17 protein-coding genes are annotated in these 16282 nt (G+C 58.5%); 12 read left to right on the top strand and 5 right to left on the bottom strand.

What is annotated here, in order from left to right; all coding sequences use genetic code 11:
- Window positions 1-139: 139 nt before the first annotated feature.
- The 4 genes from UM93_RS07145 to UM93_RS07130 are packed head-to-tail and all read left to right on the top strand — an operon-like array spanning window position 140 to window position 3296.
- Window positions 140-1033, top strand: coding sequence for a F0F1 ATP synthase subunit gamma (locus UM93_RS07145; protein WP_045074661.1), 894 nt, complete (start codon window positions 140-142; stop codon window positions 1031-1033).
- Window positions 1034-1090: 57 nt separating this feature from the next.
- Window positions 1091-2545, top strand: coding sequence for a F0F1 ATP synthase subunit beta (gene atpD, locus UM93_RS07140; RefSeq protein ID WP_045074660.1), 1455 nt, complete (start codon window positions 1091-1093; stop codon window positions 2543-2545).
- Window position 2546: 1 nt separating this feature from the next.
- Window positions 2547-2837: a F0F1 ATP synthase subunit epsilon gene (locus tag UM93_RS07135; RefSeq protein WP_045074658.1), complete on the top strand. Its 291-nt coding sequence runs from the start codon at window positions 2547-2549 to the stop codon at window positions 2835-2837.
- 27 nt (window positions 2838-2864) lie between these two features.
- A complete protein-coding gene (locus tag UM93_RS07130) occupies window positions 2865-3296 on the top strand; it encodes a DUF2550 domain-containing protein (RefSeq protein ID WP_045074656.1) in 432 nt (143 codons plus the stop codon).
- Window positions 3297-3396: 100 nt separating this feature from the next.
- Here the strand turns inward: UM93_RS07130 and UM93_RS07125 are convergent, their stop codons facing one another.
- Complete coding sequence (locus UM93_RS07125) at window positions 3397-4215, bottom strand: MBL fold metallo-hydrolase (RefSeq protein ID WP_045074654.1); 819 nt, start codon at window positions 4213-4215, stop codon at window positions 3397-3399.
- Window positions 4216-4274: 59 nt separating this feature from the next.
- Here UM93_RS07125 and UM93_RS07120 point away from each other — a divergent pair, with 59 nt between their 5' ends.
- Complete coding sequence (locus UM93_RS07120; protein ID WP_045074652.1) at window positions 4275-4661, top strand: MerR family transcriptional regulator; 387 nt, start codon at window positions 4275-4277, stop codon at window positions 4659-4661.
- 183 nt (window positions 4662-4844) lie between these two features.
- On the opposite strand, the gene UM93_RS07115 is transcribed toward UM93_RS07120, so the two are convergent.
- The 3 genes from UM93_RS07115 to nucS all read right to left on the bottom strand — a co-directional run bounded on the left by UM93_RS07115 (window position 4845) and on the right by nucS (window position 7210).
- Entirely contained in the window at window positions 4845-5048 is a 204-nt protein-coding gene (locus UM93_RS07115) for a cold-shock protein (protein WP_045074651.1), read from the bottom strand.
- A 247-nt stretch (window positions 5049-5295) separates the two neighbouring features.
- Window positions 5296-6519 carry an N-acetylglucosamine-6-phosphate deacetylase gene (locus UM93_RS07110; protein ID WP_045074649.1) on the bottom strand — a complete coding sequence of 408 codons (1224 nt, stop codon included), beginning with the start codon at window positions 6517-6519 and terminating at the stop codon, window positions 5296-5298.
- Window positions 6520-6523: 4 nt separating this feature from the next.
- Window positions 6524-7210, bottom strand: a complete 687-nt coding sequence (gene nucS / locus UM93_RS07105; protein ID WP_045074647.1) for an endonuclease NucS — start codon at window positions 7208-7210, stop codon at window positions 6524-6526.
- Between the two features lie 106 nt (window positions 7211-7316).
- Here nucS and UM93_RS07100 point away from each other — a divergent pair, with 106 nt between their 5' ends.
- Both UM93_RS07100 and UM93_RS07095 read left to right on the top strand, forming a co-directional pair.
- On the top strand, window positions 7317-7640 hold the full coding sequence (locus UM93_RS07100; protein ID WP_045074645.1) for a hypothetical protein: 324 nt from the start codon (window positions 7317-7319) through the stop codon (window positions 7638-7640).
- A gap of 130 nt (window positions 7641-7770) precedes the next feature.
- Complete coding sequence (locus UM93_RS07095) at window positions 7771-8559, top strand: alpha/beta hydrolase (protein WP_045074644.1); 789 nt, start codon at window positions 7771-7773, stop codon at window positions 8557-8559.
- An 88-nt stretch (window positions 8560-8647) separates the two neighbouring features.
- Here UM93_RS07095 and UM93_RS07090 read toward each other — a convergent pair whose 3' ends face one another.
- On the bottom strand, window positions 8648-9910 hold the full coding sequence (locus UM93_RS07090) for an AI-2E family transporter (RefSeq protein WP_045074642.1): 1263 nt from the start codon (window positions 9908-9910) through the stop codon (window positions 8648-8650).
- 285 nt (window positions 9911-10195) lie between these two features.
- Between UM93_RS07090 and UM93_RS07085 the strand changes: the two genes are divergently transcribed.
- The 5 genes from UM93_RS07085 to nagB all read left to right on the top strand — a co-directional run bounded on the left by UM93_RS07085 (window position 10196) and on the right by nagB (window position 16234).
- On the top strand, window positions 10196-11941 hold the full coding sequence (locus tag UM93_RS07085) for a DUF8094 domain-containing protein (protein WP_052663670.1): 1746 nt from the start codon (window positions 10196-10198) through the stop codon (window positions 11939-11941).
- Window positions 11942-11959: 18 nt separating this feature from the next.
- Entirely contained in the window at window positions 11960-12931 is a 972-nt protein-coding gene (locus tag UM93_RS07080; RefSeq protein ID WP_045074640.1) for a tetratricopeptide repeat protein, read from the top strand.
- An 84-nt stretch (window positions 12932-13015) separates the two neighbouring features.
- A complete protein-coding gene (locus UM93_RS07075) occupies window positions 13016-13789 on the top strand; it encodes an ABC transporter ATP-binding protein (protein ID WP_045074638.1) in 774 nt (257 codons plus the stop codon).
- The gene (locus tag UM93_RS07070) at window positions 13774-15357 is read left to right on the top strand and encodes a hypothetical protein (RefSeq protein ID WP_045074636.1); all 1584 of its coding nucleotides are present in this window, start codon (window positions 13774-13776) and stop codon (window positions 15355-15357) included. Before UM93_RS07075 ends, UM93_RS07070 begins: the two co-directional genes overlap by 16 nt.
- Before the next feature lie 94 nt (window positions 15358-15451).
- A complete protein-coding gene (nagB, locus tag UM93_RS07065) occupies window positions 15452-16234 on the top strand; it encodes a glucosamine-6-phosphate deaminase (RefSeq protein ID WP_045074635.1) in 783 nt (260 codons plus the stop codon).
- Window positions 16235-16282: the final 48 nt, after the last annotated feature.

The raw sequence follows: 16282 nt of genomic DNA, 5'->3' as shown, positions 1-16282 counted from the left end.
ACGCTCACCGAGCGTTCCACTCTCAATCCGCTGAGATCTTGGCCCGCTGAATTATTCGGCGGGCCAAGGAGCGGCCCACCTAGCGTCTCGTCTCGGACGAGGCACTAGTTAAGACTTTAGGTAGTGAGGAAGGACAAGAATGGGAGCCCAGCTTCGGGTCTACCGCCAGAGAATCAAGTCGACGCAGTCGATGGGAAAGCTCTTCAAGGCGATGGAACTGATCGCCACCTCGCGCATTGGCAAGGCGCGCGCACGGGTTGCGGCCTCGTTGCCCTACGCCAATGCCATTACGCGTGCTGTCTCGGCGGTCGCCTCTCAGTCGGAGATCGACCATCCGCTGACCACCGAGCCAGAGCAGATTCGGCGTGCTGCGGTACTCGTACTGACCTCGAATCGTGGTCTGGCCGGTTCGTACTCGGCGAGTGTGCTGAAACAGCTGGAACAGCTCACCGGGCTGCTCCAGGGCGAAGGCAAAGAAGTCAAGACCTACCTGGTCGGAAATAAGGCGCAGGCTTATTTCCAGTTCCGCAATCGCTCTTTTGAGCGGTCCTGGACCGAGTCAACCGACGCTCCGCAGTTTTCCACCGCTCGAGAGATCAGCAAGGTTCTGCTCGATGATTTCGCTACGGAGTACGAAGACGGCGGTGTCGATGAGATTCATGTGGTCTACACTCGGTTCAAGTCCATGGTGGTGCAAGAACCTACCGTGATCCGGTTGTTGCCGCTTGAGGTTGCGGAAGAGGAGGTCACCGATTCCTCCGATCTGCTGCCGTTGTATGAATACGAGCCAGAGCCGGAAGCAGTTTTGGATGCGCTTTTGCCGCGTTACATCGAATCCCGAATTTTCAACGCGATGTTGCAAGCAGCTGCCAGCGAGCTTGCCGCTCGCCAGCGGGCAATGAAATCGGCGAGCGATAACGCCAGCGACTTGGTGAAGAAGTTCACCCGCTTGGCGAACACCGCCCGCCAAGCCGAAATCACCCAAGAGCTATCAGAAATTGTCGCCGGTGCGGACTCGCTCAGCGCCTCCTAATCCGCGAAGAAATACACCATGAACACCACGCCATCTACACCAAGTGAAGTGAGAGAGATGACTGCCACAGCAACCGAACAAGGGGCCACCACAGCTGGTGCCACCGGGCGTATCGCCCGTGTTATCGGACCGGTCGTCGACGTCGAGTTCCCAGCCGACGCGATTCCGGAAATTTATAACGCATTGACCGCCGACATCACCTTGAACGGCGCTACCCACACCGTGACCTTCGAGGTCTCACAGCACCTCGGTGACAACCTGGTGCGCGCCATTTCGCTGCAGGCTACCGACGGCTTGGTACGCGGCGCCTCAGTGACCGATACTGGTGCTCCGATTTCGGTTCCGGTGGGCGATGTGGTGAAGGGTCATATCTTCAACGTGCTGGGTAAGCCGCTCGACGTAGCAGAATCAGAGCTGGCCATCACCGAGCGCTGGCCGATTCACCGCAAACCACCGAGGTTTGACCAGCTCGAAGGATCCACTGAGATGCTGGAGACTGGTATCAAGGTGATTGATTTGCTGACCCCGTATATCAAGGGTGGCAAGATCGGACTCTTCGGTGGTGCAGGCGTGGGTAAGACCGTGCTGATCCAGGAAATGATCACTCGTGTGGCTCGTAACTTCGGTGGTACCTCGGTATTCGCCGGTGTGGGGGAGCGTACCCGTGAAGGTAACGACCTCTGGGTCGAAATGGACGAGGCCGGTGTGCTCAAAGACACCGCGCTAGTCTTCGGCCAGATGGATGAGCCGCCGGGAACGCGTCTGCGGGTGGCGCTGTCAGCGCTGACCATGGCGGAGTACTTCCGCGATGTGCAGAACCAGGACGTGCTGCTCTTCATCGACAATATCTTCCGCTTCACGCAGGCAGGTTCCGAGGTTTCCACCTTGCTGGGCCGGATGCCTTCCGCTGTGGGGTACCAGCCCAACCTGGCCGATGAGATGGGTCTCCTCCAGGAGCGCATCACCTCGACCAAGGGTCACTCCATCACCTCAATGCAGGCGGTTTACGTGCCAGCCGATGACTACACCGACCCGGCCCCGGCAGCGACCTTCGCTCACTTGGATGCGACCACCGAACTTTCGCGTGAAATCGCCTCCCGTGGTCTGTACCCGGCCGTGGATCCGCTGACCTCGACCTCGCGTATTCTGGACCCGCAGTACGTTGGCCGGGATCACTATGACACCGCGACTCGGGTGAAGCAGATTCTGCAGAAGAACAAGGAACTTCAGGACATCATCGCCATCTTGGGTGTTGACGAGCTTTCTGAAGAAGACAAGATCGTGGTTTCCCGCGCTCGTCGTATTCAGCAGTTCCTCTCGCAGAACACCTACACCGCTAAGCAGTTCACCGGCGTGGAGGGCTCGACGGTTTCCATTAAGGACACCATCGCGGGCTTCAAGGCGATTTGCGATGGCGATGTAGACCACATTGCTGAGCAGGCATTCTTCAACGTTGGCGGCTTGGACGATGTCGAGCGTCAATGGGCGAAGATTCAGGAATCGGCGAGCTAAGATGGCTGAACTCGACGTTGAAATCGTTGCGGCGGACCACTTTGTCTGGTCCGGCGCGGCGAGCATGGTGAAAGCCAAAACGTCTGACGGCGAAATTGGCATTCTGCCGGGCCACGCTCCGGTGCTTGCCATCCTCGCCGCCGGCGAGCTGGCCATTGAACCGATCGAAGGCGCTCGTCTTGAGGTCAGCGTCGACGGCGGTTTCTTCTCGGTAGACAGCAACCGTGTGGTCATTGTGGCCGATAACGCGCAACTTCAGGACGCCAAGGCATCCTCCGCAGGGACTCGATAGCCACGCCGCGATGAGCGAGTTACCTAGGTGATCGAAGTGGGGGCTCCGTTCATCGTTATTGCTGCGCTGTTCTTGCTGGTTGTACTTTTTGTGTGTCTTTTCGTGCTTCGACGCTTTCAATTGCGTCGAGCACTAGGCACCGTCGACGCCTCCATCTGCTTAGCGGACAACCGCTGGCGGATGGGGGTTTGTCGTTATCAGGACAAGGATCTGGAGTGGTTCAGGCTAATCTCGCTGAGCCCCAGACCACGCTTCACCTTTCGCCGCAGCACGCTTGAGGTACTAGGTCGCCGCCATCCGACTGAAGCAGAGCGTCCGCTGGTTCAGCCGGATGTGGTGATCGTCTCGCTACGTTATGAGGGTCAAGAGTTCCTGATGGCGATGAAGTTCGACGCCTATGCGGGGCTTAGCTCGTGGCTGGAGGCCGGCCCGGTGATTGGCGTCGGGACCTGGCGCTAGAGATTGGTGCACTCCCGTAGTGTCGGTTGCTAGTTCGCGCCACGGTGGGGCCCTCGTGCACCACTCTATTGCTGCACTCCCACAGTTGGTTGCGCCTCAACTATTCCTGATCGCTAGGAGTGCTGAGTTCCGCGAATTCCCACGGGTCGTGGGCAGAGAACAAGGTGACTTCTGCGCCGTGATCGCGCACTAATTCACGAAGTCGAGCCTGGGTTCCTAGTCGAAGCTCCCGCTGCACCTCAGCGCCTGTTTGTACTTGGTCCAGCAGCGGATGCCTTTCGACTGGCGTTTGTAACTCACGATGATAGTAATAGGCGTCCCCGCAGTGCAGCAGCCAATGGCCGTCGTCGTCTTTGACCGCGACGCCCGTGTGGCCTGCGGTGTGACCGCCTAGGGGAATCAACTGGAATTCTTCAGGTAACCCCTTGGGCTGAATCGCGTCGAAGCCAAACCACTGTCCATCGGCTTCTGCCGGATAGCTTTGCCAATCGGGTTGGTGCTGCCAATGAGCAGGCCGGTAACGAAAGCTTGGCGCCTCGGAGAGTGCCGCAGCCAGTTCGGCTGCCAAGACATGCACTTTGGCAGCCGGGAAGTCCGGTAGGCCGCCGCAGTGATCGACGTCAAGGTGGGTGAGCAAGATGTGTTTGACATCAGCGGGCTGATACCCGAGCCGGAGAATTTGTCGGTAAGCGGTCTCCTCGGCGTCGAGGGCTGGCTGGGTTCGCTCGACCCACGCCCCTCCTAAGCTTTCAGTGGGATTGGTAATGTCTGCCAAGCCCAGACCGGTCTCTACCAGCACTAGACCGGCGGATTCGGTATCGATGAGCAGACAGTGGTTTACCGCATGTTTGACGGCCGGGCCGGCGTAGGTAGCTTCGATCTCACGCACGGACCCGCAATTGAGGTGATAAATTTTCATATCGCTAGACTTGCACTTGAACTTAGGTTCAAGTCAACTGCGAGGCGGGAGAGTGCGAAATGGAATTATTGGATATTGCCGAAGTCGCCGAACGTTCAGGGGTGGCACCGTCGGCGTTACGATTTTACGAGCGTCGTGGGCTGCTAGATTCTGCTGGGCGCAACGGTCTACGACGCACCTATCAGCCTGAGGCGTTGGCTCGCTTGGCGCTAATCTCCTGTGCTCGTAGTGGCGGCTTCACTATCGCGGAAATAGCCGCATTGCTCAATGCCAAACCGGATGATTCTGATTTGCGCGCCAAGATGGCGGTCAAAGTGGTTGAACTCAATGAGCGGATCGCGCAACTGGGTCGAATGCGAGCCAGCCTTGAGCATGCTGCCGTCTGTACTCACCAGCGGTTGGTTGACTGCCCAGAGTTTAAGATGACGATTGCCCGGCAGGAATGACTCGGCTAATCCTTGGCAATTCTGTCCTCACGAGAGCACCACATTGGCCGAGCAAGCTGGCGCTCCAACGTCTCTGCGCCATTTTATAGCTTCAAAATAGTGCTCTGCTGGAAGGTGCGGAGCCCGCCAGAACACAAAAATGCCCCCGGCCGAAACCGGAGGCATTTCTGAAGCGAAGCTCGATTAGAGGACGATGACGCCAGTGGCCTGAGGGCCCTTTGCGCCTTGTCCGATTTCGAATTCTACGCGCTGATTCTCATCCAGGGTACGGAAACCCTTGGTCTGAATCTCCGAGTAGTGAACGAAAACGTCACTATCCGAGTCATCAGGGGTGATGAAGCCGAAGCCTTTTTCGGCGTTGAACCATTTGACGGTTCCCTGAGCCATTTATTGTTCTCCTCGTGGTGAAACGTTGTGAAGATACACCCAAATGTGTAACTCCCCAGTTACTGCGCGAGAAGAATCCTGATCAACGATATTCGTTAGCCCGGGCGCTTCACGCTCGCAACTTGTCTTGCGAGCATGAAAAACACGTACACAAAGACTGCTACTAAGCATTCCATGTGTATCCGTGTAGGTCAACGTCGCCATGGGAAAAGAAGCTATAAGTTAATCTAAACTTCGCTTTTGCTGCTTATTTGGCGGTTTCCAGCCAGTTTCCACCGCGCATTACTGCCTGCAGAGTGCCTTTAGCGTCCGCTATTACCAGGTCCGCGCGTAGCCCTCGGCGCAGCCCGCCCAGTTCGTCGGAGAGGCCCAGAGCGCGCGCTGGCACCGCGGTGGCGCTCAGCACCGCCGATTCTAGCGGCACCCCGGCCGCGGCAGTTCGGAACACCACTTGAAGCAGCGTGGCGGTGCCACCAGCAATTGAGCCGGTGGCATCGAGGGTGGCGACACCCTGATGTACGGTCACCTGGGCCGGACCGAGACGGTAGCTGCCGTCACTCAGCCCGGTGGCTGCCATTGAATCGGTGACCAGCAGGATGTTCTGGGCGCCTAATAACTCAAAGACCGTGAGCACGGTCTGCGGGTCCAAATGAGTATTATCTGCAACCAACTCGACCGCGGCTTTGCCGGCCTTCGCCAATCTGAGGCAAGACGCCACCGGGCCGGGGGAGCGGTGGTGCATCGGCGGCATGCCATTGAACAGATGAGTCACCGTCGGGCGACCGGTATTGCCGTCGAATCCCGCAGCGGCTAGGCCTTCGCGTGCTTGAATCAGCGATGTCGCTGCGGTTCCGGCGTCTGCATCGGTATGCCCGAGAGAGGGGGTGATGCCGTGGCTGGTGAGCAGATCGATGAGGGCTGCGGCGCCGGGCAGCTCTGGCGCGTAAGTCATCGTGACAATTTTGCCTTGGCCAGCATCGATGAGCCGTTGCGCCAAATCCAGATCTGGTGACAGCAGATACGCCGGATCCTGGGCGCCGCAACGAGCCTCAGAGAGGAACGGTCCCTCCAAATGAATACCGGCAAGCAGTCCTTCCTTGCAGAGCTCGACATAGAGCTCCACGCCGCGCAGAAGGTCAGACTCCGCCGCGGTGACCATCGAAGCTAACAGTGTCGTGGTGCCGTGCCGATGCAGGAAGTCAATGGCCTTTCGCGCCGAGTCCTCTTGTCCGCCGGGGAAGTCGCCACCGGCGGCGCCATGGTTATGGACGTCTACCAGGCCTGGTAACACCAGAGTCCCTGGGGCTAATTTAGTTTCCTCGACCGCAGCGTCCGGCTGATAGGACTGCGCTGGGCCCGCGTAGCTGATTCGATCTGCTTCTATCAGGACCACCCCGTCCGGGATGCGTTGGCCGTCCGTAATCAGAGTGCCGTAAATTGCGCGAGGTGCGGTGGGAGCAGAAGAAGTCATGCTCTCAGAATAAGCGGGATGCGCTGTCGTCCACACCGCGCATCGCGTCATAATCTAAGGTCACGCAATCAATACCACGATCGGTGGCCAGCACCCGGGCCTGCGGTTTGATCTGCTGAGCCGCGAAGATACCGCGTACCGGGGCTAAAAGCGGATCTCGGTTGAGCAATTCCAGGTAACGCGTGAGTTGCTCGACTCCGTCGATATCTCCTCGGCGTTTCAGTTCGATGGCGACTGTGGTGCCATTAGCGTCCCTGGCCAAAATGTCCACTGGACCGATCGCGGTGAAGTATTCACGGCGGATCAAAGAGAATCCACTGCCGAGGGTTTCGATTTGATCGGCTAGGAGTCGTTGCAAATCAGCTTCCACGCCATCTTTGATCAGTCCGGGGTCAACTCCGAGATCATGGGCGGTGTCATGGAAATTCTCCAGCACATTGATCAGCAAGCGGTCATCGGTCTTGGCTGACTGAACCACCCACTGCTCAATCACGCCATCGTCGAGGCCTTCGTGCAGGACTCGTAGGGTGGCCGGTGGGCTCATCCAGTTGAGCGGCTTATAGGAACCGCCATCGGAGTGAATCAGCACAGAACCATCGGCTTTGACCATTAGTAAACGGGTCGCTTCGGGCAGATGGGCCTTGAGCCGACCTTCATAATCAACTGAGCAACGAGCAATCACCAAACGCACAGCAAAACTCTACCCGTTCTTTGCCTCACTCGCGGTCCAGCCGAGATTGCTGGACGCAAAAAGTCTCGGCGGCGCAGCGAGGCTGTGGGTAAGGCAAAATAGAAAAGTGCCTCGTTCCAATCACCCGCGTCGCCGACACAGCAAAAGCAGCCGGCCAGCTGAGGTCGAACCGCTCGATGCAGACCGAGTGCTGGGCGGAATGGCTCGGGTGGAGAGCGCTGGCGACGGTGAGTGGATGGTGCGCGAAGTGAGCGCAGCGGCCGCCAAAAAAACGTACAGCTGTCCGGGCTGCGGTCGCTCGGTAATGCCCGGCAACCCACATTTGGTGGTTTGGCGTGAGGATTGGATCTTCGGTGAGGCCGACGCTATCGAGGGTCGCCGCCACTGGCATACCGCCTGCTGGCGCGGTCGCAGCTTCCGAACCCGCTAACGCCCCCCCGCCCACCGCCGCTGAGTTCGTGGTTTTCTCTCGGATTCGCTAGTAATTACTGGCGAATCCGAGACTTTAGCGCGAACTGGACGGGGGATAGCTGCGAACTGGGCGGGGATAGGATGGCTTGGTGACTTTTGATCCAGCCAGTTATCAGTTTGTCGACTCGGGCCAGCCGGAAGAGATCCGGGCCTCGTCGGTTTTGCCCGCGCACCGGGAGAATATCGAACTGCACACCGAAGATGGTCTGACCCTGCTTGGTGAGTTGGCGCTGCCCGAAGACGGAAATATCAGGGGTACCCTGATCACTTTGCATCCATTACCCACGCACGGTGGATTCATGGACTCGCATGTTTACCGGAAGGCCTCTTTCCGCTTACCTGCCCTGACTGGAATTGCGGTGCTTCGCTTCAACACCCGAGGCACCTCCTCGCCCCGGGGAACTAGCCAGGGTGAATTCGAAGAGGGCGTAGGGGAGCGATTTGACCTAGTCGCTGCCTGTCAGTTTGCGGTCGATAGAGGTCTAGCCAACCGCTGGCTGCTCGGTTGGTCCTTTGGCACCGAGCTGGTGCTGAAATACGGCGCGCTCAGCCCCGCCCTCGAACAGACCGAAGGGGCGATCTTGCTTTCCCCACCGCTCAAGCGTGCTGATCAGACCGACCTTGATCACTGGGCGGCAAGTGGCAAGCCGGTGCTGGCCCTTGTTCCGGAATTCGACGACTACCTGCAGCCCGAAGCCGCTCAACAACGCTTTGCCCGGGTGCCGCAAGCCGAAGTCGTCGGGATTGACGGCGGCAAGCACCTCTGGGTCGGCGAGAAGTACGTGCAGCGGGCGCTCAATGAGATCAGTTCCACGGTGCTTGGCCAGCCCATTGAGTTGCCGACGGACTGGAACGGGCCAATGGCCAAGGCGCAATGAGTCGGCCTGATCTGTTCTGATCCGTTCAGGTCCGTTCAGGCCTGTTCAGTTCGCGGCTCGCTCGCCTCAGCGGGCACTTCGCGCAGTTTTAGCGCTGATTTTGCCGTCGAATGAAGATCTCTTTGATCAGCAGCATGATTGCCGCTGCGGTAGGAATGGCAATCAGTGCGCCCAGTACACCTAGCAAGCTGCCGCCGGCAATTACTGCGATTACTACCACGGCGCCCGGCACCGAGACAGCGCGCTGCATGATGCGGGGCGAGACGAAGTAAGCCTCGAACTGCAAATAGATCGCGTAGAGCACCAGGTAGAGCACCGCGGTTTGCCAGCTATTGGTCAGTGCCACCAGGCTGACCAGGGCCAGGGCAATGACGCCGCCAACCAAGGGAATGAAGGCGAGCAGCGCGACCAGGAATGCCAACAGGATGCTAAATGGCACACCGAGAATCGACATCACAATAAAAGCAAAGATTGCGTTGAGCACCGCCACCGCAGCCTGGCCGATCACATAGTTGCCAACGGAACGGGTGATTTCTTCGCTCAATTCCTCGACGCGGGGCCGCCGCGAGCGTGGTGCGAGCTGATAGGCCCAGCGCTTCATAGCAGGTAGCGAGGCCAGGAAATAAAGACTCAGCACCACCACGATCAGAGTGCCGAAAAGACCGTTAGCTACGGTATTGCCGACATTGACCACGCTGCCGAATACTCCGCCGACGGCCTGTGAGTTAGCGAAGAATTTTTGCACCTCATCATTGAGTCGATCACGGATGTTGAACTGGCTATCAACCTGCTTGAAGAAATCCGAATTAAGGAAATCTTGAATCCAGCCCGGAGCGCTTTGTACCAATTGGGTGGTCTGGTCAACGATGGTTGGAATGAGGGTGGCAAAGAATCCGCCGACAGCGGCAACCAAAACCACCAGAGTGATGGCTATACCGGCGGGCCGCGGGATCTTCCGGGCTTGCAGGAAACGCACCACCGGATCGAGTCCGAGCGCAATGAAGAGCGCGGTTAGCATCCAGATCAGCAGCTGGGTGACATTGGAGGCAATGAAGTACAGTCCAAGCGCAATACCAACGCCCAGGGTGAACATAAAGCCTAAGTAGATCGGCCGGTGGATGACCCCCGTGCTCGCCGTTTTAGCAGCCTTTGATTTGGCCGCTGAGGGTTTGTCATCAGTCGTCGGCTCTGTCTGAAGCTGCTCAGCTTTAGATTGTGAATCTTGCTTATCTTGTAGCGGTTTGCCAAGCTTGTGGATCAGCTTTCCCAGCGGGCCGCCCTTAGGCTCGGCCGTCGAGGCCTCCGGGGTCGGGTGCTGCCCAGAGCTTTCGACGTTCTCTTCGGTACTCACTGCCGCTCGCTTTCAGCGTTGTTGGGTCGTTATTGCTCAGCTATTGGATAACTGCTCAAGGTAGCCAAACCATATCAGCCGGTGACTGTATTGGTGGGTATTCTGTGATTTTCTCAGGCCTCGAATCGTGCCGCAAAACCCAGAACCGGTACCCTTATAAGAGCGAAAACATTGAACCGCAACGAAAACAAGACGAAAACAAGACGACAACAAGACGACACAGGCGGATCAGCGGGGGTAATAATCCCCCGGGATTAGCCAGAACAATTTTTAAGGATTGACCACGTGCTACGACGACTCTCATGGCTGCCCCCACTGATCTTGATCGTGCTCGGTGTGCTGCTTTTAGCCTCGGGAATCGCGCAACGCACCATCTGGCAGCCGCCGGCCACGGTAACCGCTCAGCTGGATACCGCCTCGCTGTCCTCGGGGCAGAATGCGCCGCTAACCATGGTGAAGTCCAGTGCGCTTTCACAGCGGACCGGACCGGTGCAGATCAAGGTAGAGGGCAGTGGTCAGATTTTCCTGGCACAGGGCAGAGCCGATGATGTCGCTGCCTGGGTCGGCAAGACGCCCCACCTCGAGGTGGCCGGCGCCAATGATGATTTCAGCGCATTGAATGCTAATTTCGTCGACGGCCAAGAGAAGTCAGCGAATCCAGCTGGCTCCGATCTGTGGACCGCTGAGCAAACCAGCAATGGTCAATTGAACTATGACTGGCAGTCGCCCAGTGAGGGGGATTGGTCGCTGTTACTCGCTTCGGACGGTAGCTCAGCAGCGCCGCAGAAGATTTCCCTGACGGTGCCGAACGACAATTCCACGCCCTGGGCAATTCCCAATATGGTGATCGGTGCTGTGCTGATTCTGCTGGGCCTTGCGCTCTGGTGGTTCCTGCGCCGAATGAGCAAACCTAAAACTGGTTCTTCGGGACGGCGTGCCGCTGGTGCCGCTACCGCTTTGGTGATTGGCCTAACCGTAGTTGCTCTTGGCCAAGGCAATATCCCCTCGGCTGCAGCTGATGAAAGTAACTCACCGTCACCAAGCAGCAGCCCCTCGGTGACGGGTTCGGAATCAGCCGCTCCCACCTCCACCGAAGCAACCAGTAGCGAGGCAAGCAACACCGCCGAGAGCACCGGCACTGAGGACTCCTCGGCCGTGCCGGTGCTGAACGATGACCAGTTCTCCCGGGTGCTCAGCATGGTGGTGAAGACAGTCGCTAGCGGCGACGCAGGCAAGAACGCCAAGTTGCTGAGCCCGCGCGTTGACGGCCCCGCATTGCAGGAGCGCACCGCTAACTACAAGATCCGGGCTGCTGCTCCTGATTACCCGGCCCGGGAGCCGGTGGCGGATACCGCACTGAAGAGCAAGATTGTCTCGACCGACCGGCAGTGGCCCAGAACGGCAATTGCGGTGACCCAGGGCAGTTCGAATCTGGTTCCGCAGGTTTTGACTCTGGTTCAGAAAACACCGCGGGATAACTATAAATTGACTCAGACCGCCAGGCTGTTGCCGGGGCAATTGCTCGAGGTTCCCAGCCAGCCGCAAGCCGCCCCGCTGGCCAATGATGCCAAGGATGGCACTAGCATCTCGCCAATCGCTGCGATGAATTCCTTTGCCGAATTGCTTGGCAACCCGGACGGTAAAGCGAAGAGCAATTTCGCCAGCTCGATTTTTGTCAATGACGGTAAGGACTTGCAGAACAAGTTGGTCAGCGACAGCAAGGACGCGACTTTCAGCTTCAAGCATGTGGTGTTGCCGGAAACGGTGACAGCGTTCCGTACCTCCAATGGCGGAACCCTGGTGATGGGCAGCCTTGATTTCACTATCGCTGCCACTGCGAAGACCGCTAATGCCACCTTGACTCTGACCGATAGCGGAACTAAAGCATTGGCCGGTGGGGATACAACCCAAAAGGGCTACACCTTGAACTTCACCGAGCGAGCGGTGCTCTATATTCCGGCGGGTAGCGACAGTAAACCGGTGACGGTGGTAGCTGCTGAACGGGGCTTGATTGCAGCCTCGTTCAAATAGCTCGGTAAGCTAAAGCACATGACTGAATCTGCTTCTTCAGCCGCGCGAGGCGCGGGTGCTCCGGAAGAAAAAATCGGTGCTAATTTGCGCGGCGCGGTCGATCTTTCAGCGTTACGTTCGGCGCCGACCGAACAGGCTCCGGTTTCTCAGGGCGCGCCGGCGCAGGGCGGCAACCAGGGTTTTGCGGTCGATGCTACCGAGGCAAGTTTCCCGGAATTGGTACAGCTTTCCGCCGAGGTGCCGGTGGTCGTGTCAATGTTCGCAAGCTGGTCGCCGCAATCCCAATCGGTGCTGGCCACTTTGGAACGGCTCATCGCCGCTTATCAGGGACGCTTGCTGCTCGCCCGAGCGAATATTGAGACCTTTCCGCAGCTCGCTCAGGCCTTTGGTGTGCAAGGAGTCCCAGCTGTTGTGGCACTGGTGAAGGGGCAACCCGTACCGCTGTTCAACGGTGAGCTTGGCGACGCGGAAACTCGGCAGTACTTGGAGGAACTGCTTAAAGTAGCGGCCGCCAACGGCGTCGATGGCACTCTGGGTGAGGCCGGTGCGCAGGCAGAGGAAGCGCCGTTGCCGCCCTTGCATCAAGAGGCGGTTGACGCCATTGATGCGGGAAATCTGGAAGCGGCTGAAGCGGCTTATCGAAAGGCACTTGCTGAGCGACCTGCCGACGCTGAAGCCAAAGCGGGGCTCGCACAGGTGCTGCTGATGCGACGAACCGAAGGTTTAGATGCTGCAGCTGCCGATGAAATTCGACAGCAAGCGGCCGCCCAGCCCGACGAGGTGGATGCTCAGCTGGCGGTGGCCGACCTCGATCTGATCGGAGGTCACGTGGAAGACGCGCTGGCTCGGGTGGTTGGTTTTATCGCCGCGCACTTCGGCCCGGAACGTGAGGCGGCCCGAGTACGAGTGCTTGAGCTCTTCGAAGTGGTCGGTGGCAGCGATCCACGGGTAGCGAAGGCGCGCCAAGCACTCGCCCGGGCCCTGTTCTAAGCTCACCGCTCGTTCGTCGAACTGGGCCGCCGATTAGTCCACAGGGATGATCATTCTCGGCAAGTGATGTAATAGCGTTGAAGGATGACGGAGAACGCGCAACTCTCGCCCTCGGCGATGAGTATTCGAGGACTTTTCAAACGCTTCGGCGAAAAAGTAGCCGTAAACGGGGTGAACCTGGAGGTCCCCGCAGGCTCGTTCTACGGGCTGGTCGGCCCGAATGGAGCGGGGAAAACCACCACCCTGTCAATGGCTACCGGGTTGTTACGACCCGACGGCGGTGAAGCCTGGGTGCATGGCGTCAACGTCTGGCAAGACCCGCTGGCCGCAAAGAAGGTAATGGGGATTTTGCCTGATGGGGTGCGGCTCTTTGACCGGCTGAGCGGGGAACAACTAGTAACTTATTCAGGGCTGCTGCGCGGCATGGACCGGGAGACCGTACAAACTCGGGTGAAAGACCTGCTCGATGCGCTTGACCTGAGCAAGGACGCTGGCACCCTGGTGGTCGACTATTCAGCCGGTATGACCAAGAAGATCGCGCTGGCCTCTGCCCTCATTCACGCGCCTCGGGTGCTCATCCTGGATGAGCCTTTCGAATCAGTCGACCCAATCTCCGCCGCCAATATCAGAGATATTCTCAGTGATTATGTGCGCTCTGGGGGCACCGTGATTGTCTCCAGTCATGTGATGGATCTGGTGCAGCGGATGTGTGATCATGTCGCGGTGATTGCGGCCGGCAATGTGCTGGCGGCGGGCACAGTAGATGAGGTGCGGGCCGGGCAGAGCCTGGAAGACCGTTTCGTCGAGCTAGTCGGCGGGCGCAATCACGGAGAGGGGCTCTCATGGTTGCGCACCTAGTTCGGCTAAAGCTAGACATTTTACGCAACTCAATGCGGCGCAGCACAGCGCAATTGATCGGGGTGATTTTCGGAGGGCTCTATGGCCTCGGAATTCTGGTGTTAATGATAGCCGGACTTTTTGGTTTGAGCTTCGCGCCCTTCGAGATTTCAAAAACGGTTCTGGTGTTGGCCGGTTCGGCTTTGGTGCTGGGCTGGCTGATAGTGCCGCTCTTCACTTCTGGTCTCGACATGACGCTTGACCCGGAGCGCTTTGTCACCTTCGCGGTCCCCATGCGTCAGCTATTGACTGGTTTAGGCCTTGCCGCGCTGATCGGAATTCCGGGCATCATCACGCTACTTGCCTCGGTGGGCACCGCGTTAACCTGGCTACGAAATCCGCTCGCCGCCGTCGCGGCGATTATCTGCGGGCTGCTAGGGGTAGCCACCTGCGTGCTCGGTTCTCGAGCGCTGACTTCGCTGAGCAGCAATCTGGCGGGGTCCCGTAAATTTCGTGATCTAAGCTTCCTGGTGCTGCTCATTCCGTTGATGTTCCTTGGACCGATTATTACCGGAATCAGCCAGGGCGTCAGGAACTTTGGCCAGTTCCTGCCTGGTTTTGCCGATGCGGTCTCGTTTACCCCGCTCGGAGCGGCGTGGTCGGTGCCGGCAGACATTGTCGCCGGTGCCTGGGGGCAAGCCGGTCTGAAATTCCTGATCGCGCTGGCCACAGCAGCGCTTCTTGGCTGGCTGTGGAAGGTTAGCTTGGCTCGCGCTCTGGTGACTCCCGCCTATAACGCTAGTAAACGTCGTTCTGCGGGCAAACTAGGGTTCTTCGGTTACTTCCCGGCGACCGCCTGGGGCTCAGTGGCGGCCCGTTCGCTAACTTACTTTTTCCGTGATCCCCGGTATATCGGCAGCCTGGTGATTGCTCCGATCCTGCCGTTTCTGCTGGTGGTGCCCGGTCTGTACTCCCGAGGTGGCGGTGGTGGCTGGGGAATGGCCGCCTTTGCTGGCGCGGTCGCGGTTTTCCTGCTGGTCTGGTCCTTGGCCTCGGACACCTCTTATGACAACACCGCCTTCGCTCTGCACGTGGCGACCGGCGTTTCCGGATTCTCTGACCGGCTGGGCCGAGCCGTGGCCTACCTGGTGGTTTCCTTACCACTTGGCGTGATTTATGCCATCCTAGGTGCGCTGCTAACCAATAGTTGGACAACTCTTCCGGCGCAATTGGGGTTGGTAATCGGTATTACCTTAAGCGGTCTAGGCCTCGGCTCGGTGATGTCGGCGATCTGGATTTTCAATGTGCCAGCGCCCGGGGACAATCCCTTTAAATCGCGGCCGGGCAACAATTTCCTTTTTGCGCTGCTGCAAATGGCTGGCCTACTCGGCCTGGCTGTGCTGGCTTTGCCGGAATTCATTCTGACCCTGCTCGCCACGCTCGGCAATCAACCGTCTCTGGGCTGGATTTCGCTCCTAGTCGGTGTGCTGCTCGGCGGGGCACTAATGGTCCTCGGTCTGCGGATTGGCGGCCGGATTTTCGACCGCAGGGCTCCCGAGCTACTGGGCAGTTTGGCGGCGCAAAAGTAAACATCAGTCGAACTGACTGGAGTATTGGCCGCGCAGTGCGGAGAATGGAATGTGGCCGTTTGGCCGTACGAACCTCTGTGGAAGGCTGGGCTGCGTGGAAGTTGTTATCCTCTCGGGTAAAGAAGAGGCCGGGGCTGTTGCGGCTGACGCTATTGAAGCACTTTTCAGGGCCAAGCCGGAGGCGGTACTCGGTTTGGCAACCGGTTCGTCACCATTGCCGATTTACAACGAACTAGCCCGTCGACACGACGAACTGGGTTTGAGTTTCACTCAAGCTCAAGGGTTTGCACTCGACGAGTACGTTGGCTTGCCGGTCGGGCACCCGGAGTCATACCGCGAAGTGTTACGCCGTGAGTTCACCGAACGGGTGGATATCGACCCTAGCCGGGTACATGCGCCCAACGGTGCTGCCGCCGATCTGGTGGCTGCCTGCGCTGAGTATGAGGAAGCTATTAAGCTTGCCGGTGGTGTCGATCTGCAGATCTTGGGAATCGGCACCGACGGGCACATAGGTTTTAATGAGCCGGTTTCCTCTTTAGCATCGCGCACCAGGATTAAGACTCTCACCGAGCAGACCCGAGCAGATAATGCGCGGTTCTTCAACTCACTCGACGAGGTGCCGCATCATGTGGTCACTCAGGGCCTCGGCACCATCATGGAGGCGAAACACATCTTGTTGATCGCTAATGGTGGGCAAAAGGCTGCCGCTGTTAAAGCGCTGATCGAAGGGCCGGTGGCTGCTTTTTGCCCGGCCTCGGTGCTACAGCTCCATCCGCATGTCACTGTCTTAATCGATGAGGAATCCGCCGTCCAACTGGAACTCGCCGACTACTACCGACACACCTGGGCCAATAAGCCGCATTGGCAGGGGCTCTAGGGGTTTTTAGCGGCGCGGGACGACAGCGCAACGAAACTGTCAGCCGAT

Source organism: Psychromicrobium lacuslunae (assembly GCF_000950575.1).
Classification (GTDB): Bacteria; Actinomycetota; Actinomycetes; order Actinomycetales; family Micrococcaceae; genus Renibacterium; species Renibacterium lacuslunae.
This window is presented reverse-complemented; position numbering and strand designations above follow the sequence as displayed.